Here is a 20,815-nt window from a genome sequence, read left to right on the forward strand (position 1 = left end):
CCGGCGCAGCCTTTCGCCACAGTCTGTACCGTTTCTGACACGTTTCACGGACACGTCCGGCGCCCTTCGTTGCAAACCCGGCGTGGGTGGAGGATGCTGGCCGCACGAGTCATCTGCGGAGAACAACAACCATGCAGAGCACGTCCTTGAGCCGCCATGCCAGCCAGGTGCTGACCGTGGCGCGAGGCGCGAAGAGCGATGCCGTCAGCGACCCGTCCATCGCCCGGTCCTGGCTACGCTGCCTGGACGACTATCACCTCGATCCGGCCGTCCTGCAGGACCCGGTGGTGCTGGAGCAGGCCGGCCTGCGGGAGCGCCGCGAGCGCCTGCAGCAGGTGCTGGACATCGCCAGCGGCGAGCTGAACAGCCTGCACCAGCAACTGGCCGGGGCCGGGCATGCGGTGCTGCTGACCGATGCCCGAGGCATCATCCTCGAATGCGTCACCGCACCGACCGAACGCCGCGTGTTCGAGCGCGCCGGGCTGTGGCTGGGCGCGGACTGGAGCGAAGCGCGCGAGGGCACCAACGGGATCGGCACCTGCCTGGTCGAGCGGCAACCCTTGACCATCCACCAGGACGAGCACTTCCGGGGGCGGCACACCGGGCTGACCTGTTCGGCGAGCCCGGTGTTCGACCCCCACGGCGACCTGCTCGCCGTGCTCGACGTGTCCTCGGCCAAGGCCCAGGTGTCCCGGCAGAGCCAATTCCACACCATGAGCCTGGTGAACCTGTCGGCGCGGATGATCGAAAGCTGCTACTTCCTGCGCCAGTACGCGCACCAGTGGCTGTTGCGCTTCCACCCCCGCGCCGAGTCGGTCGGGCTGTTCAGCGAAGGGTTGCTGGCCTTCGATGAGGAAGGCCGCGTGTGCGCCGCCAACCAGAGCGCCTTGAATTTGCTGGCGATCAGCCGCGAAGCGTTGCTGGGGCAGGCGCTGACCCACTGGTTCCGCTGTGACCCGCAGATGCTGATCCAGCGCGCCATGCCTCAGGGCAGCACTGTCTGGCCGCTGCACACCCGCGACGGCCGCTCGCTGTTCGCCAGCGTGCGCGGGCCTGCCGTCGCCCGGCCCCAGGGCGTGGCCCCCCCGGTCCAGGCCGTGGGCGAGGGGCTGTGCCTGCTCGATGCCGGGCTGCGCGAGCAGTTCCGCCGGGCCTTGCGGGTCTTCGAGCGGGACGTGCCGTTGTTGCTGCAGGGCGAGACCGGCGTGGGCAAGGAGGCGTTCGCCAAGGCGATCCACCAGGCCAGCACGCGTCGGCAGGCGCCGTTCGTGGCCATCAACTGTGCGTCGTTGCCCGAGAGCCTGATCGAGAGCGAGCTGTTCGGCTACCGCGGTGGCAGCTTCACCGGCGCGCGCAAGGACGGCATGCCCGGCAAGCTGTTGCAGGCCGATGGCGGGACCGTGCTGCTGGACGAGATCGGCGACATGCCGCTGGCCTTGCAGACCCGCCTGTTGCGGGTGCTGGAGGAGCGCCAGGTGGTGCCGATTGGCGGCCAGGCACAGGCGCTGGACGTGCGTATCGTCAGCGCGACCCACCGCGACCTGCTCGAACAGGTCGCCCAGGGCAGCTTCCGGGAAGACCTCTATTACCGGCTCGCGGGGCTCGAAGTCGAGCTGCCGGCCGTGCGCGAGCGTACGGACACCGCGCACCTGCTGGAGGTGCTGCTCGCCCAGGAGGCCGGCGACCGTCCCGTGCGGCTGGAGGCGACGGCGCGCCAGCGTCTGCTGGCCTTCGCCTGGCCCGGCAACGTCCGGCAGTTGCGCAACGTGCTGCGCACCTTGGTGGCGCTGTGCGACGACGGGCTGATCCGGTTCGAGGACCTGCCGGCCGCGATCCGTCGGTCAGGTGTGGCCGAGGCCTCGCCACCCGTGACCAGCAACTGCCTCGAGGACGCCGAGCGCGCGGCCTTGCTGAGCACGCTCGAGGCCCACCGCTGGCACATGACCCGCGTCGCCGAGCAGCTCGGCATCAGCCGCAACACCCTCTACCGCAAGCTGCGTCGACACGGCATCGAGCGCCGTCGCTGAGCGAAACAGCGGGTGCGATTTGCGCCCGCCTGGGCTACCCTGCCTCGACGTTTTGCGAGGTCGATCATGCACATTCACATTCTCGGTATCTGCGGCACTTTCATGGGCTCTCTGGCGGTACTCGCCAAGGAGCTCGGCCACCGGGTCACCGGCTCCGACGCCAATGTCTATCCGCCGATGAGCACCCAGCTCCAGGCCCAGGGCATCGAACTGACCCAGGGCTACGACGCCGCCCAGCTCGATCCGGCGCCCGACCTGGTGGTGATCGGCAATGCGCTGTCGCGCGGCAACCCGGCCGTCGAGCACGTCCTCAATGCCGGGCTGCCCTACGTGTCCGGCCCGCAGTGGCTGGCCGACCACGTGCTCCAGGGGCGCTGGGTGCTGGCAGTGGCCGGCACCCACGGCAAGACCACCACCAGCAGCATGCTGGCCTGGGTGCTGGAGCATGCCGGAATGAGCCCGGGCTTTCTCATCGGGGGCGTGCCGCAGAATTTCGCGGTGTCTGCCCGATTGGGCGGCACGCCGTTTTTCGTGGTCGAGGCCGACGAGTACGACAGCGCCTTCTTCGACAAGCGTTCGAAGTTCGTGCACTACCGCCCGCGCACGGCGATCCTCAACAACCTCGAGTTCGATCACGCCGACATCTTCCCGGACCTGGCGGCCATCGAGCGGCAGTTCCATCACCTGGTGCGCACCATCCCGGGCGAAGGGCTGGTCATCCACCCGACCACCGAGCCGGCGCTGGCGCGGGTGATCGACATGGGCTGCTGGACACCGGTGCAGACCACCGGCGAAGGCGGCCAATGGCAGGCCCGCCTGCTGAGCGCCGACGGTTCGCGATTCGAGGTGCTGCTCGATGGGCAGGCGCAGGGCGTGGTGGACTGGGCGCTGACCGGCCAGCACAACGTCGCCAATGCCCTGGCGACCCTGGCAGCGGCTCGCCACGTCGGGGTCACCCCGGTCATGGCGATCGACGGTCTCAGCGCGTTCAAGAGCGTCAAGCGCCGGATGGAAACGGTCGCCGAGGTCGCGGGTGTGACGATCTACGACGATTTCGCCCACCACCCGACCGCCATCGCCACCACCCTCGACGGCTTGCGCAAGCGGGTCGGCGAAGCCCCGGTGATCGCCATCATCGAACCGCGCTCCAACTCCATGAAGCTGGGCGCGCACCGCGATGGATTGCCGGAGAGCGTGGTCGCCGCCGACCAGGTGATCTGGTACGCACCGCCCAACCTGGGCTGGGACCTGGCTGGCACGGCGGCGAACTGCCCGGTGCCGGCCGTGGTCGCCGACAGCCTCGAGGCGATCATCGAGCGCGTGAAGGGCCAGGCGCGGCCCGGCACCCACGTGGTGATCATGAGCAACGGCGGCTTCGGTGGCCTGCATGGCAAGCTCGCCGGGGCCCTGCGATGAGCGGGCCACGGCGCGTCACCCTGGCCATGACCGGCGCTTCGGGCGCGCAATACGGCCTGCGGCTGCTGGACTGCCTGGTGCGTGAAGACCGCGAAGTGCACTTTCTGATTTCCAAGGCCGCGCAGCTGGTGATGTCCACCGAGACCGACGTGATCTTGCCGGCCAAGCCCCAGGCCATGCAGGCCTTCCTCACCGAGTACACCGGCGCGGCGGCGGGGCAGATCCGCGTGTATGGCAAGGAAGACTGGATGTCGCCGGTCGCCTCCGGCTCCGGTGCCCCGGCGGCCATGGTAGTGGTGCCGTGTTCCACCGGCACCCTGTCGGCGATCGCCACGGGCGCCTGCAACAACCTGATCGAGCGCGCCGCCGACGTCACGCTCAAGGAGCGCCGGCAGCTGATCCTGGTGCCGCGCGAGGCGCCGTTCTCCACCATCCACCTGGAGAACATGCTCAAGCTCTCGCAGATGGGCGCGGTGATCCTGCCGGCGGCGCCGGGCTTCTATCACCAGCCGCAGACCCTCGACGACCTGATCGACTTCGTCGTCGCGCGGATCCTCAACCTGCTGGAGATTCCGCAGGACATGCTGCCCCGCTGGGGCGAGCACCACCTGGGCGCCGCCGAGGAGTGAAACCGAACCGCAGCATCGCCCTGGCCCTGGTGCTGGCCCTGAGTTGCGGCTGCGCCACCGTGCGCACCCTCGATGCGGCCCACCCGGGCGCGCCGGTGGTGTACGCCGGCACACGGCTGGACCTGTATGCGCTGAACGGCGGGTGCTGCGCGATGCAGCGCTTCGGCACCGAGGCCCCCGCCTGGCCGCGCCTGGACCTGCCGGGGAGTCTGGTGCTCGATACGCTGCTGCTGCCGTTGTCGGTGCTGACGGTGCTGGGGATTCGGTATCAGGCGCAGGGTGGGTTGTAGGCGGCACGCTTCAGAGTTCAGCCATCGTCCTGGGTCCACGGGCTGCCTTGCCGCCCATCGCGGGCAAGCCCACCACAGCAGGGTTGCAGGCTATCGCGGTCACCTGTGGGAGCGGCCCCTGCCGGGGCGCCGGACCGGCCGCGATTGGGCCCGCAGGGCCCACAAAAATTCTAAAATTATGTCCTTTGAAATCAACAAACTATTTTTTGTTCTATAGGAGCGGGCTTGCCCGCGATGAGGCCAGGACCGGCAATACTGTTCTCAAGCTTGGAGGGTAAGCGACCGGCGCCCTTCGCCGCCGGTTGCCAGTCGGCCACGTCATGCCGTCATCACTTGCCCAGCCGCCGCAATTCATCCGACTCCACCACCCGCACACCGTCCTGCTCCTCCAGGGCCAGGCGCCACAACGCCCGCGCCAGGACGCAGGCTTCGATTCCGTGGTACTTGCCCGGCACCAGTCGCGACAGCGGTGCGGCGATGCGTTCGGCCAGGCGTGGCTCCAGGCGCTCGCCAATGAGCAGCGAAGGACGAGCCAAGGTCAGCTGCGGCCAGTCCTGCGCGCGCAGTGCCTGCTCCATCTCGCCCTTGACGCGGTTGTAGAAGATCGACGATTCCGGGTCGGCGCCGATGGCGCTGATCACCAGCAAATGCCGTGCGCCCAACGCACGGGCACGGGCGGCGAACGCCACGACCAGGTCCAGGTCGATCGCACGAAAGGCCGCTTCGGAACCGGCCTGCTTGAGCGTGGTGCCCAGGCAGCAGAAGGCGATGTCCACCGGGCCTTCGAGCTGCTCCAGGACCTGGGCAGGCTCGCCGACCGGGTTCTCGAGATGCGCATGGGCGACCAACGGACGCCGGGTCGGGGCCAGCACCCGACTGACAGTCGGCTCGTTCAGCAGGCGGTCGAGCAGGTGCTCGCCGGTCAGCCCGGTGGCGCCGGCGAGCAGGACGTGCTGAGGGGTCAGGTACATGGCGGTTTCTCCCGGAAAGGCGACGCGGTCTAACGGCGGACCGTGCTGCTCGCGTGTGACGAGGCCGGTTTCGAGGCGACGTTGCGCAGGGCATCTTCGGCTTGCTGGTGACGCAATCGCCGCCAGTGCGCGAGCACCGGCTCCGGTGCCCAGATCTGCGGTTCGGACGCTTCGAACCCTTCCTTCTGTTCCCGTTCGGCAACGCTCTGGCGCGCCAGTTCAAACGCCTGTTCGAGGTCGTCGGTCTGGTTCAGTGCCTGGGCGAACAAGGCGTCGCCGAAATAGGTGAAATCCGCTTCCTCGGAGCAGCCGAACGACACCCGATCTGCCCGCGCCGCGGTCATGATCAGCGTGTGCTCGTCCTTCAGCGGCGCCAGGTAGCCGCCCGAGTAGCAGGCGGATATGACGATCACCTTGTTGCGTGACTTGAGCGGCGCCAGGGCGCTGGCCAACTGGTCGGCCGACAGGTCGGCCAACTGCAGGCGCGGCTGGTCTAGCACCAGCTGATGGTCGCTGCTGCCATGGCTGGTCAGGTAGATGAACAGCAGGTCGTTCGGCCCGCTGCGCTCGGCCAAAGTGCGCGCGGCGCGGGTCAGGTTCTCGCGGGTCGCCATGGGCCGATCGGCCAGGTGATCACGGTGGTTGACCAGGGTGACCTGGCTGCGTGCGCCGAAGCGCACCTTGAGCAGGTTGCTGACGTAATCGGCCTCGCGCAGGAACACGCTCTGCTGGCCATCGCCGGCCACCACCAGGCTGTACAACTGGATCGCCTTGCCCGACCGGGTGACCGCGCCCAGCGCCTTGTCCAGCAGCGTGCCCTGGTTGAGCAGCGCCAGTTCGAGCGGGTCGGGCAGCAGCGCGCCTTTTTCGTCCCGCACGCGCACGCCATTGATCCATTGCCCGCTCTCGACCCGCCCGTCGGCCAGCAGCAATCGACCGTGGCCGTGGTAGGCGTCGTTGTCGAAGCCGCCGACGTACTGGCTGCCATCGGCCAGTTGCAGGCGGCCTTCGCCACTGAAGCGCCAGTCGCGGAAGCCGCCCTTGTAGCGGCTGCCATCGCTGCCGAGCAGTTCGCCCTCGCCGGTCAGCGCGCCGTCCTTGAAGGTGCCGATCCAGACGTCGCCGTCGGCGTTCTCGTAGCGGCCACGGCCTTCCAGGCGACTGTCCTTGAACTCACCGATGTACTGCTCGCCCTCGACGCTGTTGTAGGTGCCGCTGCCCTGCAGCAGGCCATTGACGAACTGGCCGCTGAACTGGTTGCCGCTCGGGTCGCTGCGCATGCCGGTGCCATTGGGCTTGCCGTCGCTGAACAGCCCCTGGTAGCGGCTGCCGTCGGCCAGGTCGAGCTGCCCGGCGCCCGAGTACTGATCGTCCTTGAACTGGCCGCGGTAGGTCGACCCTTGCTCCTTGAGCGTGCCTTCGCCATCGCGCCTTCCGTGCTTGAACGTGCCGGCGTAATGGCTGCCGGAGGTGACCAGGTCGCCCAGGCCATGGAACAGGCCCTGGGCGAATTCGCCTCGGTACACCTCGCCGTTGCTGCCGTGCCATTCGCCCTGGCCATGCCACTGCCCGTTGACGAAATTGCCGGCATACCAGCTGCCGTTGGGGTAGTCGATGCGTCCTGCACCCTGCAGCAGGCCGTTCACCACCTCGCCGCGATAGCGGCCGCCGTCCGGCAGACGGGCGTCGGGCGGCGCAAGTGACTCGCCCTCGCCACAGGCGGCGAGCAACAGGATCAAGGACAAAGGCAGCAGTGGGCGCATGGCGGCTTCCGGGCACAGGATGGCGCGAGTATGCCGCAGAACGGGCAGGCGCAGACAGTCACCGAACGTCTACCGATGGCTGTGTTCGGACGAAACGCGGCCTTGCCGTAAAGAAGGAAGGGCATGGTTATAATGCCCCGTCATGCGAAGGAGGTCCTCGATGCTGTTGCGCGGTCTGACATGGCTGGTGCTGTTCCAACTCTTGGGCACGGCGCTCAACCACCTGCTGGTACCGGTCTTGCCCGGGCCGATCATCGGCCTGCTGCTGCTGTTGGTGTTCCTGATGCTGCGCGGCGAGGTCGGCAAACCGCTGAGCGAAGCCTCGGCCAGCCTGCTGCGTTACCTGCCATTGCTGCTGGTGCCGCCTGCGGTGGGCGTGATGGTGTATGCCGCTGCCATCGCCGCCGACTTCTGGGCGATCGTCGGTGCGCTGGTGGTGTCCTGCCTGGTGACGCTGGTGTTCGTCGGCCTGCTGATGCAACGGCTGATGCGCCGTCATGCCCACCCCGAGGACCGACCATGATGCTCGACTGGCAAGGCGCGGCGGGCGCCGTGACCCACCATCCCCTGTTCGGCATCGGCGTGACGCTGGGCGCCTACCAGCTGGCCCTGGCGCTGTACGAAAAGACCCGCTGGATCTTCCTGCAGCCGGTGCTGCTGTCGATGCTGCTGGTCATCGGCGTGCTGCTGGCCTGCGGCATCGACTACCGTGAGTACCGGAGCAGCACCGAGATCCTCAACATCCTGCTCGGGCCGGCGACGGTGGCCCTGGCGGTGCCGCTGTACCTCAACCTGCGGCGCATCCGCCAGCTGTTCTGGCCGATCCTGATCACGCTGGTGCTTGGCGGCGTCTTCGCCACCGGGGCCTGCGTGGCACTGGGGTACGGGTTCGGCGCCGAGCACATGATCCTGATGACCATGGCGCCCAAGTCGGTGACCTCGCCCATCGCCATGCTGGTGGCCGAGCAGATCGGCGGCGTGGCGGCCCTGGCGGCGGTGTTCGTGCTGATCACCGGGGTGCTGGGCGCGATCTTCGGCCCGGCGCTGCTGACCCGCTGCGGCGTGCTCAGCCCCGAAGCACGTGGCATGGCCCTGGGGGTGACCGCCCATGCGGTGGGCACCTCGGTGGCCTTGCAGGAAAGTGACGAATGCGGCGCCTTCGCGGCGCTGGCGATGAGCCTGATGGGCGTGGCCACGGCGGTGTTCCTGCCGCTGGCGGTCAGCCTGGCGACCTGAGGAATGACGATGAGCCTACCGCTGTTTCCCCTCGATACCGTGCTGTTTCCCGGCTGCTGGCTGGACCTGCAGATCTTCGAGGCCCGTTACCTGGACATGATCGGCCAGTGCATGAAGCAGGGCGATGGCTTTGGCGTGGTCTGCATCCGCGAAGGCGAGCAGGTCGGCAAGGCACCCCTGGCCGTGGCGCCGATCGGCTGCGAGGCGGTGATCCGCGACTTCACCCAGCAGGACAACGGTCTGCTGGGCATCCGGGTCGAGGGGCGCCGACGTTTCGAGCTGATCGACACCCAGGTCGACAAGCGCCAGCTGATGCACGCCGAGGTGCGCTGGCTGGACGAGATGGCCGACAGCCCGCTGGTCGAGCAGGACGACGACCTGCTGGCGCTGCTGACGGCCCTGGGCGAGCACCCGATGGTCGAGGCGCTGGGCATGCCCACGGCGGTGACCGGGCGCCAGGCCTTGGCCAATCAGTTGGCCTACCTGCTGCCGTTGATGGACGAGGACAAGCTCGAACTGCTGGCCATGGACGCACCTGGGCAACGCCTGGACCGCATCCAGGCCTTGCTCGAGCGCTTGCAGGGCGAGTTGTTCGCCTGAACCGCGCCGCTCAGGGCTGCGGCGCGTCGAGCAGCTCGTAGCGGTAGCGCGCCACGGCGTCGGGCAGCGCGTACAGGGCGAAGAACGTCAGCAGTGCGACACAGGCCGGCACGACCAGCCACCAGACCCGTGGTGCCAGGGCCGGCAGCGGCTGGTGGCGCTGGACCAAGGCCAGGCTGGTGGCGCAGACGCAGCAGGCCAGCAGTGAGCCGGCGAGGATATCGGTCGGCCAGTGGGCGCCCAGGTAGACCCGCGACGTCGCGATCGCCAGCGCTGGCAGGCAGCCGAGCACGATCCAGGTCAGGCGCAGGCGCACCGGCTGGCTACGCCCGGCCAGCACCGCCACCGTCAGGAAGAACGCGAACGACGCCGAACTGTGGCCGCTGGGCATGCTGTAGCTGGTCAGCGGGTCGCTCAGCACTTCCGGGCGGGCGCGGGCGAACAGCCACTTGAGCGTGCCGTTGGCCACCGCGGTGCCCAGCAGCGTGCCGCAGGCGAACAGCGCATGGCGCCACTGCCGAGTGATCAGCAGCAAAGCGGTGAGCAGGGCGGCCAGAACGAACTGGGTGCGGAAGTCGCCGAGCCGCGTGATGACCACCATGACCTGGTCGAGGGCTTGACGGCGATGCTCCTGGATCAGCGTCATCACCCCCTGGTCGAAGTGCAGCAGGTACGGCCAGCCCAGGAACAGCGCGACCAGCGCCACCAGGCTGACACCGGCGATCAGGCGCGTGCCGTACCGCTGGTGGCGCACGCTGCTGTTGATGCTCAAACCGATCAGCACCGCCAATACGCCAGCGATGATCCCGGCTTGCCACCAGAAGCCCTCGGGCAGCGGCAGACGCATCGCCGCGCCGGTGGCCCAGCCGGGCAGCAGGTAGGCGACCGACCAGCCGGCGGCAGCCACCACGCTGACGCCGATGAAGCGCGCCAGGGGCATGTCGAACATCCCGGCGACCATGGGCAGCATCGGCCGCAGCGGGCCGATGAAGCGGCCGACCAGCAGACTGGCGATGCCGTAGCGATGGAAGTAGGTCTCGGCGCCGCCGATCCACTCCGGGTGGTCGCGCAGCAGCGGCAGTTGGCGGATGTTCTGGTGGAAGCGCCGGCCCAGGGTGTAGGACAGGGCATCACCCAACAGTCCGCCGGCGAACCCCAGCAGCAGCGTCTCGCTTAGCGACATCGCGCCGCTGCCGGCCAGCACCGCCACCGCGAACAACAGCACTGTGCCGGGCACGATCACCCCGGCGATGGCCAGGCACTCGATGCAGGCCACCAGAAAAATCGCGACGCCAAGCCATTGAGGGTTGGCGCTGAGCCAGCCCGTCAGGCTGTCGAGCCATTGGCCCATGGTTCAGCTTCCTTGTTCGAGAATGAAGAAATCCCGGCCTTCGACCTGGCCACGCCGAAGCGGGTTGCGTGTGCAATGGCGGGCGTAGTCGGCATCGACGAAGCGGTAGGGCAGGTGCTCGTCGCGGCCGTGGGGGATCCCCAGGCGGGTGGTCTGGATGATGCGTTTGACCTCGATGCCGCAGTCTTCGACGTACAACCGCTGCGGGTCGAAACGCTGGGCGTCCCACTGCGGCACCTTAAGCCCCAGGGCCCGGCAGAGCAGGGTCTGCCCGGCACACAGGCGTTCCGGCGGTCGCGGCTGGCCGCTGGCGTCGGGGTTGTTGAGTTGCATCTGTGCCAGGCTGTTGGCATCGGAGATGGCATCGACCCAGGGGTAGGCGGACTTGATCAGCACCGCGTTGCCCGGGCCGTGGGCGCTGAAGTTCACCGAGTCGCCGCCGCGGGCGTAGTACATGTAGATGTGCCCGCCATCGAGAAACAGGGCCTTGCGCTTTTCGGTGTAGCCCAGCGACGCATGGCTGCCCTTGTCGGACAGGTAGTAGGCCTCGGTCTCGATGATCCGCGCCGCCAGCCACAGGTCGCCCTGGCGGTGGCGGATGACCTTGCCCAGCAAGGCCTGGGCCAGTGTCTGGGCATCACGGTCGAAGAACGTGTCGGGCAGGGCGACCGCAGGGCAGGGGGCATCAGGCATACGGTCGGCTCGGCTGGGCGGTGTGGGGATCATAGCAAGTCGTCGGTGTCCGGTGGATGAGGTCTCGTGCGCGAAACGCGTTCAGTTGCCTAGACCGCAGTGGGTGGAAAAACTCACCGGGCCGATTGTATCGAGGCACGTCGTGGATGAGCGCCCCCTTTGTGGAAGCGGGCTTGCCCGCGATGCAGGCGGCGCCGGGCCGGACGCTATCGCGGGCAAGCCCGCTCCCACAAGCTGCTTGCGCAGCCATGCCTGCATTGACGGCTGCAGAGGTCTGGGTGGGAGCTGGCTTGCCAGCGATAGGGCCTGCTGGGTTGCTCCTAGGCGTAATCCCACCCCGTTCAAGGAGGCGTTTCACGGTCTTCAGGTCAACCCCGGTTACATCTTTCATACAGATTATTCCTACACAACATCTGCCATCGGCCTGCCACCGCTGGGCGTATACCCATGTGGCAGTTATAATCAGCCGCTTTCCCCATCGCCAAGACACAGAACCCATGACTGAGTCCGTTCTTGACTACATGACCCGTCTCGGTCAGGCCGCCCGTGAAGCCTCCCGTGTGATCGCCCGTGCCAGCACCGCGCAGAAGAACCGCGCGCTCAATGCGGCCGCCGACGCCCTGGATGCCGACCGCGAGGCCTTGGCCGCCGCCAATCAGCGTGACCTGGACGCAGGGCGTGCCAACGGCCTCGAGCCGGCGCTGCTCGACCGTCTGGCGCTGACGCCGGCACGCATCGACGGCATGATCGCCGGGCTGCGTCAGGTCGCCGGGCTGCCGGATCCGGTGGGGGCAATCCGTGACATGAGCTACCGCCCGTCGGGCATCCAGATCGGCAAGATGCGCGTGCCGCTGGGCGTGATCGGGATCATCTACGAGTCGCGGCCGAACGTGACCATCGATGCGGCGAGCCTGTGCCTGAAGTCCGGCAACGCCACCATCCTGCGCGGCGGCTCCGAGGCGATCCATTCCAACCGGGCCATCGCCGCGTGCATCCAGCGTGGGCTGGCCACCGCCGACCTGCCGCCTGCCGTGGTGCAGGTGGTCAAGACCACCGACCGCGAAGCGGTGGGCGCCTTGATCAGCATGCCGCAGTTCGTCGACGTCATCGTGCCGCGCGGTGGACGGGGCCTGATCGAGCGCATCAGCCGCGACGCCCGTGTACCGGTGATCAAGCACCTGGACGGCATCTGCCACGTCTACGTCGGCGAACACGCCGACCTGGACAAGGCCTGGCGCATCGCCTTCAACGCCAAGACCTACCGCTATGGCATCTGCGGCGCCATGGAGACCTTGCTGGTCGATCAGCGCCTGGCCTCGGCCTTCCTGCCGGAAATGGCCCGGCGCTTCCAAGACAAGGGCGTGGAACTGCGCGGGTGCGAGCGCACGCGCCAGTTCATCGAGGCGATCCCGGCCAGCGAGGACGACTGGAGCACCGAATACCTGGCGCCGATCCTGTCGATCCGCGTGGTCGAGGGCCTGGACGCGGCAATCGAGCACATCAATCACTACGGCTCGCACCACACCGACGCCATCGTCACCGAACACCAGGGCCAGTCGCGGCGCTTCATCGCCGAAGTCGATTCGGCCTCGGTGATGCTCAACGCACCGACCTGCTTCGCCGACGGCTTCGAGTACGGCCTGGGCGCGGAGATCGGCATCTCCACCGACAAGCTGCACGCACGTGGGCCGGTCGGGCTGGAAGGGCTGACCTGCGAGAAGTACGTGGTGATCGGCGACGGTCAGCTACGCGGCCAGGAGCCTTCCTGAGGTGAGTGGCGCGCAGGCGGTGCGACGCGTCGGGATTCTCGGCGGCACGTTCGATCCGGTGCACATCGGCCACCTGCGCGGTGCGCTGGAAGTGGCCGAGTTCATGGACCTGGACGAGCTGCGCCTGCTGCCCAACGCCCGCCCGCCGCACCGCGATACGCCCCAGGTGACGGCCAACGACCGTCTGGCGATGGTCCGGCAGGCGGTGGAGGGTGCCGAGCGTCTGAGCGTCGATGCGCGGGAGCTGTCGCGCGACAAGCCGTCGTATACCATCGACACCCTCGAGTCGATCCGCGCCGAACTGGCGCCGAACGATGCGCTGTTCCTGCTGCTGGGCTGGGACGCCTTCTGCGGCTTGCCAGGCTGGCACCGCTGGGAAGAGCTGCTGCAACACTGTCACATCCTGGTGCTGCAACGCCCGGATGCCGACGTCGAACCCCCGGACGCGCTGCGCAACCTGCTGGCAGCGCGTTCACAGAACGATCCCACCGCGCTGCCAGGGCCGGCGGGGCATATTTCGTTCGTCTGGCAGACGCCGCTCGCGGTGTCGGCCACACAGATCCGACAGCTGCTGGCCAGCGGCAAATCGGTACGGTTCCTGGTGCCGGACGCAGTACTGGCCTACATCGAGGCGCACGATTTGTACCGTGCGCCGAACTGAAGGCGCGCCACGCGCCTCATCCAATGAGTTGAACGAGTTTTTATGACCAAGCAGAACATTACCGGCGAAGAGCTGGTCGAGCTGGCCAAGTCGGCCCTCGAAGACGTCAAGGCCCAGGACATCCAGGTCATCGACGTGCGCGACAAGCACAGCCTGACCGACTACATGATCATCGCCACGGGTACGTCGACCCGCCAGATCAACGCGATGCTCGAGAAGACCCGCGAAATCGTCAAGCAGAAAGGCGTGCAGCCGCTGGGCGAAGAAGGCAAGGGCGACAGCGACTGGGTCCTGCTGGACCTCAACGACGTCATCGTGCACATGATGACTGCCGCTGCCCGTCAGTTCTACGACCTCGAGCGCCTGTGGCTCGGTGCCGAGCAGAGCCGTGCGGCCGATGGCAAGCACCACAGCCCGGAAAACACCCACAGCTACGCCGACAACCTCAAAGATCGCGGCTGAGGACGGATCGTGCGTCTACGCCTGATCGCGGTCGGTTCGCGCATGCCTCGCTGGGTGGAGGACGGTTGGCACGAGTATGCCAAGCGTCTGCCGCCCGAGCTGGCCCTGGAGCTGGTGGAAATCCCGCTCAATACCCGCGGCAAGAATGCCGATGTCACGCGCCTGATCCGTCAGGAGGGCGAGGCCATGCTGGCCAAGGTCCAGCCGGGCGAGCGGATCGTCACCCTCGAGGTGCACGGCAAGCCGTGGAGCACCGAGCAGCTGGCGGTCGAACTGGACCGCTGGCGCCTCGATGCGCGCACCGTCAACCTGATGGTCGGTGGCCCGGAAGGCCTGGCGCCGGAGGTCTGCGCGCGCAGCGAACAGCGCTGGTCGCTGTCGCCGCTCACGCTGCCGCACCCGTTGGTAAGGATACTGATCGGCGAACAGCTCTATCGCGCCTGGACCGTGCTGTCCGGGCATCCTTACCATAAATGAGCCAGTAAGCCTTCCCGATGTCGCAGCCGATTCGTCTCAAGGACCACGAGAAGGACGCCCGCCTGGTGCGCAATCGTGTCGTGGTCGGCGCGAGCGCGGTCATGCTGCTGGTGTGCGTGCTCATCGCGCGCCTGTATTACCTGCAGGTGATCCAGTACGACTATCACTCCACGCTGTCGGAGAACAATCGGGTGCATGTGCAGCCGATTCCGCCGACCCGTGGGCTGATCTTCGACCGCAACGGGGTGATCATCGCCGACAACCGGCCCAGCTTCAGCCTGAGCATGACCCGCGAGCGGGCCGGCGACTGGCAGCAGGTGCTCGACGCCATCGTCGAGGTGCTGGAACTGACCGAGGACGATCGGGCGCTGTTCGAGAAGCGCATGCGCCAGGGGCGTCGGCCGTTCGAGCCGGTGCCGATCCTGTTCGAGCTGACCGAGGAACAGATCGCCCGCGTGGCCGTCAACCAGTTCCGCCTGCCCGGTGTCGAGGTGGTGGCACAACTGGTGCGTCACTACCCGCAAGGGGCGCATTTCGCGCACTCGGTCGGCTACGTCGGGCGCATCAACGAGAAGGAACTCAAGACCCTCGACCCGGTGAACTACAGCGGCACCCACCACATCGGCAAGACCGGCATCGAGCGCTTCTACGAGCCGCAGCTGCATGGCCAGGTGGGCTACGAAGAGGTCGAGACCAACGCCCGCGGCCGTGTGCTGCGGGTGCTCAAGCGCACCGACCCGAAACCGGGCCAGGACATCGTGCTGAGCCTGGACATCAAGCTGCAGGAGGCTGCCGAGGCTGCCCTGGCCGGTCGCCGGGGCGCCATCGTCGCCCTGGACCCGCGTACCGGCGAGGTGCTGGCGATGGTCAGCCAGCCGAGCTTCGACCCCAACCTGTTCGTCACCGGCATCAGCTTCAAGGCCTATGCCGAGCTGCGCGACTCGATCGATCGCCCGCTGTTCAACCGCGTGCTGCGCGGGCTGTATCCGCCCGGATCGACCATCAAGCCGGCCGTGGCCATCGCCGGCCTGGACAGTGGCGTGGTGACGGCGGCCAGTCGGGTGTTCGACCCCGGTTACTACCAGCTGCCCAACTACGACCACAAGTACCGTAACTGGAATCGCAGCGGCGATGGCTGGGTGGATCTGGACACCGCGATCATGCGCTCCAACGACACCTACTTCTACGACCTGGCGCACAAGATGGGCATCGACCGACTGGCCAGCTACCTGAACCGCTTCGGCATCGGCCGGCGCGTCTCGCTGGACATGTTCGAGGAGTCCGCCGGGCTGATGCCGTCGCGCGAATGGAAACGCGCCACCCGGCGCCAGGCCTGGTTCCCCGGCGAGACGCTGATCCTCGGCATCGGCCAGGGCTACATGCAGGCCACGCCCCTGCAGCTGGCCCAGGCCACTGCGCTGATCGCCAACAAGGGCAAGTGGAACCGTCCGCACCTGGCCAAGACCATCGAGGGTCAGCCGCCGGTGGATGATGACCCGATGCCGGACATCGTCCTGCGCGACAAGTCTGACTGGGCCAAGGTCACCCATGGCATGGAGCAGGTGATGCACAACGCCCGGGGCACCGCACGCAAGGCCTCGATCGGCGCCCAGTACCGCATCGCCGGCAAGAGCGGCACCGCCCAGGTGGTGGCGATCAAGCAGGGCGAGAAGTACGACCGCAACAAACTTCAGGAGCGCCACCGCGACCACGCCCTGTTCGTCGGCTTCGCCCCGGCCGACGATCCGCGGATCGTGGTCTCGGTGATGGTCGAGAACGGCGAGTCCGGCTCCGGCGTCGCCGCCCCGGTCGTGCGCCAGGTGATGGACGCCTGGCTGCTCGACGAGCAGGGTCACCTCAAGACCGAATACGCGCCAGCCACCGTCGCCCAGGAAACGGCCCCGTGAAGAACAATTTCGATCGCATGCTCTCCAGCGAGGACGTGATGCGTCGACGCGCCAGCTTCTTGCAGCGCATCCACATCGACGGTCCTCTGCTGATCATCCTCCTGACCCTGGCCGCCGGCAGCCTGTTCGTGCTGTATTCGGCCAGTGGCAAGAACTGGGACCTGCTGCTCAAGCAGGCCAGCTCCTTCGGCCTGGGCCTGGCCTCGATGTTCGTCATCGCCCAGCTCGAGCCGCGCTTCATGGCGCGCTGGGTTCCCCTGGCCTACCTGGTCGGGGTGCTGCTGCTGGTGGTGGTGGACGTCATGGGCCACAACGCCATGGGCGCCACGCGCTGGATCAACATTCCGGGGGTGATCCGCTTCCAGCCCTCGGAGTTCATGAAGATCATCATGCCGGCCACCATCGCCTGGTACCTGGCCAAACGTACCCTGCCACCGCACCTCAAGCACGTGATGATCAGCCTGGTGCTGATCGGCGTACCGTTCATCCTCATCGTGCGCCAGCCCGATCTGGGCACGGCCTTGCTGATCCTCGCCTCGGGCGCCTTTGTCTTGTTCATGGGCGGGTTGCGCTGGCGCTGGATCCTCAGCGTGGTGGCCGCGGCGGTGCCGGTGGCGGTGGCCATGTGGTTCTTCGTCATGCACGACTACCAGAAGCAGCGCGTGCTGACCTTCCTCGACCCGGAGAGCGATCCGCTCGGCACCGGCTGGAACATCATCCAGTCGAAGGCCGCGATCGGCTCGGGTGGGGTCTTCGGCAAGGGCTGGCTGCTGGGCACCCAGTCGCACCTGGACTTCTTGCCGGAAAGCCACACCGACTTCATCATCGCCGTGCTCGGCGAGGAGTTCGGCCTGGTGGGCATCTGCGCGCTGCTGCTGATCTACCTGCTGTTGATCGGCCGTGGCCTGATGATCACGGCCCAGGCCCAGACCCTGTTTGGCAAGCTGCTGGCAGGCAGTCTGACCATGACATTCTTCGTCTATGTGTTCGTCAACATCGGCATGGTCAGCGGCCTCTTGCCCGTGGTGGGGGTGCCGCTGCCCTTCATCAGCTACGGCGGAACTTCGTTGGTGACGCTGCTGTCAGCGTTTGGCGTTTTGATGTCGATCCACACGCACCGCAAATGGATCGCACAGGTTTGAATAAGGTGAACACTCATATGCAAGCAGTGCGTGGCTGGGCAGCCCGTTGTATGCCGTGGATCGGCGCGATCGGGCTGGTTGGCGCCGTCCAGCAGGCCATCGCCGGCGACTATGACGGCTCACCGCAGGTCGCCGAGTTCATCGGCGAGATGACGCGCGACCATGGCTTTGCCAGCGAACAGCTGACGAGCGTGTTCAGCGAAGTCCAGCGCAAGCAGTCGATCCTCGACGCCATCTCGCGGCCGGCCGAACGGGTCAAGCCGTGGAAGGACTACCGGCCGATGTTCCTCACCGAGGCGCGCATCGCCCGTGGCGTGGACTTCTGGCGCCAGCACGAGGCGGTCCTGGCGCGTGCCGAGCAGACCTACGGCGTACCGGCCGAGGTCATCGTGGCGATCATCGGCGTGGAAACGTTCTTCGGTCGCAACACCGGCAACTACCGAGTCATCGACGCCCTGTCGACCTTGGGCTTCGACTATCCGCCCCGGTCGGCGTTCTTCCGCAAGGAGCTGCGCGAGTACCTGCTGCTGGCACGTGCCGAGCAGCTCGATCCGCTGGTGCCCAAGGGCTCCTACGCCGGTGCCATGGGCCTGCCGCAGTTCATGCCCAGCAGCTTCCGCGCCTATGCCGTGGACTTCGACGGCGACGGGCACATCAACATCTGGACCGACCCGGACGACGCCATCGGCAGCGTGGCCAACTACTTCAAGGCCCATGGCTGGGTCGCCGGGCAGCCGGTGGTCAGCCGCGCCGTGGTGATCGGCGACCGGGTCGACGAAGGCCTGACGCCGGGCATCGAACCGGCCAGCACCGTGGCGCAGTTGCGGGCGCTGGGCTGGTCGAGTCAAGATGCGCTGCCCGACGACCTGTCGGTGACCGCCTTCCGCCTGGACGGCGAGCAAGGCCCGGAATACTGGATGGGCCTGAAGAATTTCTATGCGATCACTCGCTATAACCGCAGCGTGATGTATGCCATGGCGGTGCATCAGCTATCGCAGCAGCTGGTTCAAGCCCGGGGTATCAAGTAATGCGTGCACCGTACATCGTCACTTCCTTCAAGTTGCTCACCTGCCTGGCCCTGGGCCTGGCCGTGGCCAGCTGCTCGTCCAGCCGTCCCACCGCGCCCAAGGCCAAGGGCCCGTCGGTGGTGCGTGCCCAGCCAGGGCTCGACATCAACCGCGCGCACAAGGACGGCGCGCCCTGGTGGGACGTGGACGTGAGCAAGATCCCCGACGCCACGCCGACGCTGCACACCGGCAACTACAAGGCCAACCCCTACACCGTGCTGGGCAAGACCTACTACCCGATGCAGGACTTTCGCGGCTACCGCGCCGAAGGCACCGCGTCCTGGTACGGCACCAAGTTCCACGGGCAGAACACCGCCAACGGCGAAGTGTACGACCTCTACGGCATGAGCGCCGCGCACAAGACGCTGCCCCTGCCGGCCTACGTCAAGGTCACCAACCTGGACAACCAGCGCAGCGTCATCCTGCGGGTCAACGACCGCGGGCCGTTCTATTCCGACCGTATCATCGACCTGTCTTATGCGGCGGCCAAGAAGCTGGGCTACGCCGAGACCGGCACCGCGCGCGTGCGCGTCGAAGGGATCGACCCGCAGCAATGGTGGGCCTCCCGGGGTCGCCCGGCGCCCCTGGTGCTCAATGAGCCGCAGGTTGCCCAGGCCCAGCCGATCACGAAGAGCACCGGCACGGTAGAGCAATGGACACCGCCGCCCCAGCAGCACGCGGCTGCCGTGGTACCGGTCCAGGTGTCCAGTGGCGCCGTGCCGAGCAACAACGGCGGCATGTTCCTGCAGGTCGGCGCTTTCGCCAACCCGGACGCTGCCGAGCTGCTGCGGGCCAAGCTCAGCACCATGGTCAGCGCACCGGTGTTCATCAGCTCCATCGTGCGCAACCAGCAGACGCTGCACCGCGTGCGCCTGGGCCCGATGAACAGCCAAGGCGAGGTCCAGCAGACCCAGGACAGCGTACGCCTGGCCAACCTGGGCCAGGCCAAGCTGGTCACGGACTGAGGCCGCCGCAAGCCATCAGCGCTGGGCGACCGGCGGCAAGTGACAGGCAGGGCGATCACCGCTGCTGCTTTCACTTGCCGCTTGAGGCTCAAAGCTTGAAGCTTGACGCGGCCCTTCCATGTACAATGGCGGCTTTTGCCCACCAGCCGCTGGCCTTTGAACAGGCTGCCTTCGGGCAGCGAGACCATTAGCCATTTCGAGAGACGGATGAACATCACCTCTATTGCCAAACGCCTTTGCCTGCCCGTTCTGCTGCTGATCGCTCCCGTGACCTTCGCGGCCGAGCAGATGATGCCGGCGCCCCCGCAACTGGCCGCCAAATCCTATGTGCTGATGGATGCGTCCAGTGGCAACGTGCTGGTCGAGAACAATGGTGACGAGCGCCTGCCGCCGGCCAGTCTGACCAAACTGATGACCGCCTACATCGCCACGCTCGACATCCGTCGCGGGCAGATCGGCGAGAACGACCCGGTCACCGTCAGCGAGAACGCCTGGCGGACCGGTGGTTCGCGGATGTTCATCAAGGTGGGTAGCCAGGTGACCGTCAGCGACCTGCTGCACGGGATCATCATCCAGTCGGGCAACGACGCCAGCGTCGCGCTGTCCGAGCACATCGCCGGCAGCGAAGACGCGTTCGCCGACATGATGAACAAGACCGCCGCCGACCTGGGCATGAGCAACAGCCACTTCATGAACCCGACCGGCCTGCCGCACCCGGAGCACTACTCCTCGGCGCACGACATGGCCCTGCTGGCGCGCGCGATCATCAACGAAGACCCGGCGCACTACGCGATCTACTCGCAGAAAGAGTTCTTCTGGAACAACATCAAGCAGCCCAACCGCAACCTGCTGCTGTGGCGCGACAAGACCGTCGACGGCCTGAAGACCGGTCACACCGAGGAAGCCGGCTACTGCATGGTTGCCTCTGCCGTGCGTGATGGTCAGCGCCTGATCGCCGTGGTGTTCGGCACCAACAGCGAGCAGGCCCGTGCCGCCGAGACCCAGAAGCTGCTGACCTATGGCTTCCGCTTCTACGAAACCCAGACCTTCTACCAGAAGGGCACCGAACTGGCCCAGTCGCCGGTCTGGAAAGGCGCCACTGGTCAGGTCAAGGCCGGCCTGGCCGACGACCTGACCCTGACCATGCCCAAGGGTCAGCTCAAGCGCCTGGCAGCGTCCATGAGCCTGAATCCACAGCTGACCGCGCCGATCGCCAAGGGCGACGTCATCGGCAAGGTCGAGGTCAAGCTGGACGACAAAGTGGTCCACAGCGCCGACCTGATCGCCCTCGACGCGGTCGAGGAGGGTGGTTTCTTCCGCCGTATGTGGGATAGCATTCGTCTGTTCTTCTACGGGTTGTTCAACTGATCCGTGACCTGCATGCCCCTG

Annotated in this window: 20 protein-coding genes; 16 read left to right on the forward strand and 4 right to left on the reverse strand. The window is 67.1% G+C overall.

Going from position 1 to position 20,815, the window contains the following annotated elements:
* Positions 1-131 precede the first annotated feature (131 nt).
* The 4 genes from APT63_02340 (at position 132) to APT63_02355 (ending at position 4,362) form a co-directional block, all read left to right on the forward strand.
* Positions 132-2,027: a Fis family transcriptional regulator gene (locus APT63_02340; GenBank protein ID AMA44549.1), complete on the forward strand. Its 1,896-nt coding sequence runs from the start codon at positions 132-134 to the stop codon at positions 2,025-2,027.
* Positions 2,028-2,093: 66 nt separating this feature from the next.
* Positions 2,094-3,443: a UDP-N-acetylmuramate:L-alanyl-gamma-D-glutamyl-meso-diaminopimelate ligase gene (locus APT63_02345; GenBank protein AMA44550.1), complete on the forward strand. Its 1,350-nt coding sequence runs from the start codon at positions 2,094-2,096 to the stop codon at positions 3,441-3,443.
* Positions 3,440-4,072, forward strand: a complete 633-nt coding sequence (locus APT63_02350; GenBank protein ID AMA44551.1) for an aromatic acid decarboxylase — start codon at positions 3,440-3,442, stop codon at positions 4,070-4,072. Before APT63_02345 ends, APT63_02350 begins: the two co-directional genes overlap by 4 nt.
* On the forward strand, positions 4,069-4,362 hold the full coding sequence (locus APT63_02355) for a hypothetical protein (GenBank protein ID AMA44552.1): 294 nt from the start codon (positions 4,069-4,071) through the stop codon (positions 4,360-4,362). Before APT63_02350 ends, APT63_02355 begins: the two co-directional genes overlap by 4 nt.
* 329 nt (positions 4,363-4,691) lie before the next feature.
* Here APT63_02355 and APT63_02360 read toward each other — a convergent pair whose 3' ends face one another.
* Together APT63_02360 and APT63_02365 are read right to left on the reverse strand one after the other, a co-directional pair.
* Entirely contained in the window at positions 4,692-5,333 is a 642-nt protein-coding gene (locus tag APT63_02360) for a nucleoside-diphosphate sugar epimerase (protein AMA44553.1), read from the reverse strand.
* Positions 5,334-5,362: 29 nt separating this feature from the next.
* Positions 5,363-7,096 carry a peptidase C13 gene (locus tag APT63_02365; GenBank protein ID AMA44554.1) on the reverse strand — a complete coding sequence of 578 codons (1,734 nt, stop codon included), beginning with the start codon at positions 7,094-7,096 and terminating at the stop codon, positions 5,363-5,365.
* Between the two features lie 160 nt (positions 7,097-7,256).
* Here APT63_02365 and APT63_02370 point away from each other — a divergent pair, with 160 nt between their 5' ends.
* The 3 genes from APT63_02370 to APT63_02380 are packed head-to-tail and all read left to right on the forward strand — an operon-like array spanning position 7,257 to position 8,932.
* On the forward strand, positions 7,257-7,619 hold the full coding sequence (locus tag APT63_02370; protein ID AMA44555.1) for a murein hydrolase transporter LrgA: 363 nt from the start codon (positions 7,257-7,259) through the stop codon (positions 7,617-7,619).
* Positions 7,616-8,332 carry a hypothetical protein gene (locus APT63_02375; protein AMA44556.1) on the forward strand — a complete coding sequence of 239 codons (717 nt, stop codon included), beginning with the start codon at positions 7,616-7,618 and terminating at the stop codon, positions 8,330-8,332. Before APT63_02370 ends, APT63_02375 begins: the two co-directional genes overlap by 4 nt.
* 9 nt (positions 8,333-8,341) lie before the next feature.
* Positions 8,342-8,932: an ATP-dependent protease gene (locus tag APT63_02380; protein ID AMA44557.1), complete on the forward strand. Its 591-nt coding sequence runs from the start codon at positions 8,342-8,344 to the stop codon at positions 8,930-8,932.
* Between the two features lie 10 nt (positions 8,933-8,942).
* On the opposite strand, the gene APT63_02385 is transcribed toward APT63_02380, so the two are convergent.
* Positions 8,943-10,283, reverse strand: coding sequence for a phosphoesterase (locus APT63_02385; protein ID AMA44558.1), 1,341 nt, complete (start codon positions 10,281-10,283; stop codon positions 8,943-8,945).
* 3 nt (positions 10,284-10,286) lie between these two features.
* On the reverse strand, positions 10,287-10,976 hold the full coding sequence (locus APT63_02390; protein AMA44559.1) for a 3-methyladenine DNA glycosylase: 690 nt from the start codon (positions 10,974-10,976) through the stop codon (positions 10,287-10,289).
* Between the two features lie 497 nt (positions 10,977-11,473).
* Here APT63_02390 and APT63_02395 point away from each other — a divergent pair, with 497 nt between their 5' ends.
* From APT63_02395 to APT63_02435, 9 genes are all read left to right on the forward strand, one after another.
* Positions 11,474-12,745 (forward strand): gamma-glutamyl-phosphate reductase, encoded by a 1,272-nt coding sequence (locus APT63_02395; protein AMA44560.1) that lies wholly within the window; start codon positions 11,474-11,476, stop codon positions 12,743-12,745.
* A 1-nt stretch (position 12,746) separates the two neighbouring features.
* A complete protein-coding gene (locus APT63_02400) occupies positions 12,747-13,406 on the forward strand; it encodes a nicotinate-nicotinamide nucleotide adenylyltransferase (protein AMA44561.1) in 660 nt (219 codons plus the stop codon).
* Between the two features lie 42 nt (positions 13,407-13,448).
* On the forward strand, positions 13,449-13,868 hold the full coding sequence (locus APT63_02405) for a ribosome silencing factor (GenBank protein AMA44562.1): 420 nt from the start codon (positions 13,449-13,451) through the stop codon (positions 13,866-13,868).
* 9 nt (positions 13,869-13,877) lie between these two features.
* On the forward strand, positions 13,878-14,345 hold the full coding sequence (locus tag APT63_02410) for a 23S rRNA (pseudouridine(1915)-N(3))-methyltransferase RlmH (GenBank protein ID AMA44563.1): 468 nt from the start codon (positions 13,878-13,880) through the stop codon (positions 14,343-14,345).
* Positions 14,346-14,362: 17 nt separating this feature from the next.
* Complete coding sequence (locus tag APT63_02415; GenBank protein AMA44564.1) at positions 14,363-16,252, forward strand: penicillin-binding protein 2; 1,890 nt, start codon at positions 14,363-14,365, stop codon at positions 16,250-16,252.
* Positions 16,253-16,290: 38 nt separating this feature from the next.
* Positions 16,291-17,394 carry a rod shape-determining protein RodA gene (locus APT63_02420; protein ID AMA47765.1) on the forward strand — a complete coding sequence of 368 codons (1,104 nt, stop codon included), beginning with the start codon at positions 16,291-16,293 and terminating at the stop codon, positions 17,392-17,394.
* 17 nt (positions 17,395-17,411) lie between these two features.
* Positions 17,412-18,422 carry a lytic transglycosylase gene (locus APT63_02425; protein ID AMA44565.1) on the forward strand — a complete coding sequence of 337 codons (1,011 nt, stop codon included), beginning with the start codon at positions 17,412-17,414 and terminating at the stop codon, positions 18,420-18,422.
* Complete coding sequence (locus APT63_02430; GenBank protein AMA44566.1) at positions 18,422-19,426, forward strand: hypothetical protein; 1,005 nt, start codon at positions 18,422-18,424, stop codon at positions 19,424-19,426. Before APT63_02425 ends, APT63_02430 begins: the two co-directional genes overlap by 1 nt.
* Positions 19,427-19,633: 207 nt before the next feature.
* A complete protein-coding gene (locus APT63_02435) occupies positions 19,634-20,794 on the forward strand; it encodes a D-alanyl-D-alanine carboxypeptidase (GenBank protein ID AMA44567.1) in 1,161 nt (386 codons plus the stop codon).
* Positions 20,795-20,815: the final 21 nt, after the last annotated feature.

This window comes from Pseudomonas monteilii, assembly GCA_001534745.1.
Taxonomy (GTDB): domain Bacteria; phylum Pseudomonadota; class Gammaproteobacteria; order Pseudomonadales; family Pseudomonadaceae; genus Aquipseudomonas; species Aquipseudomonas alabamensis.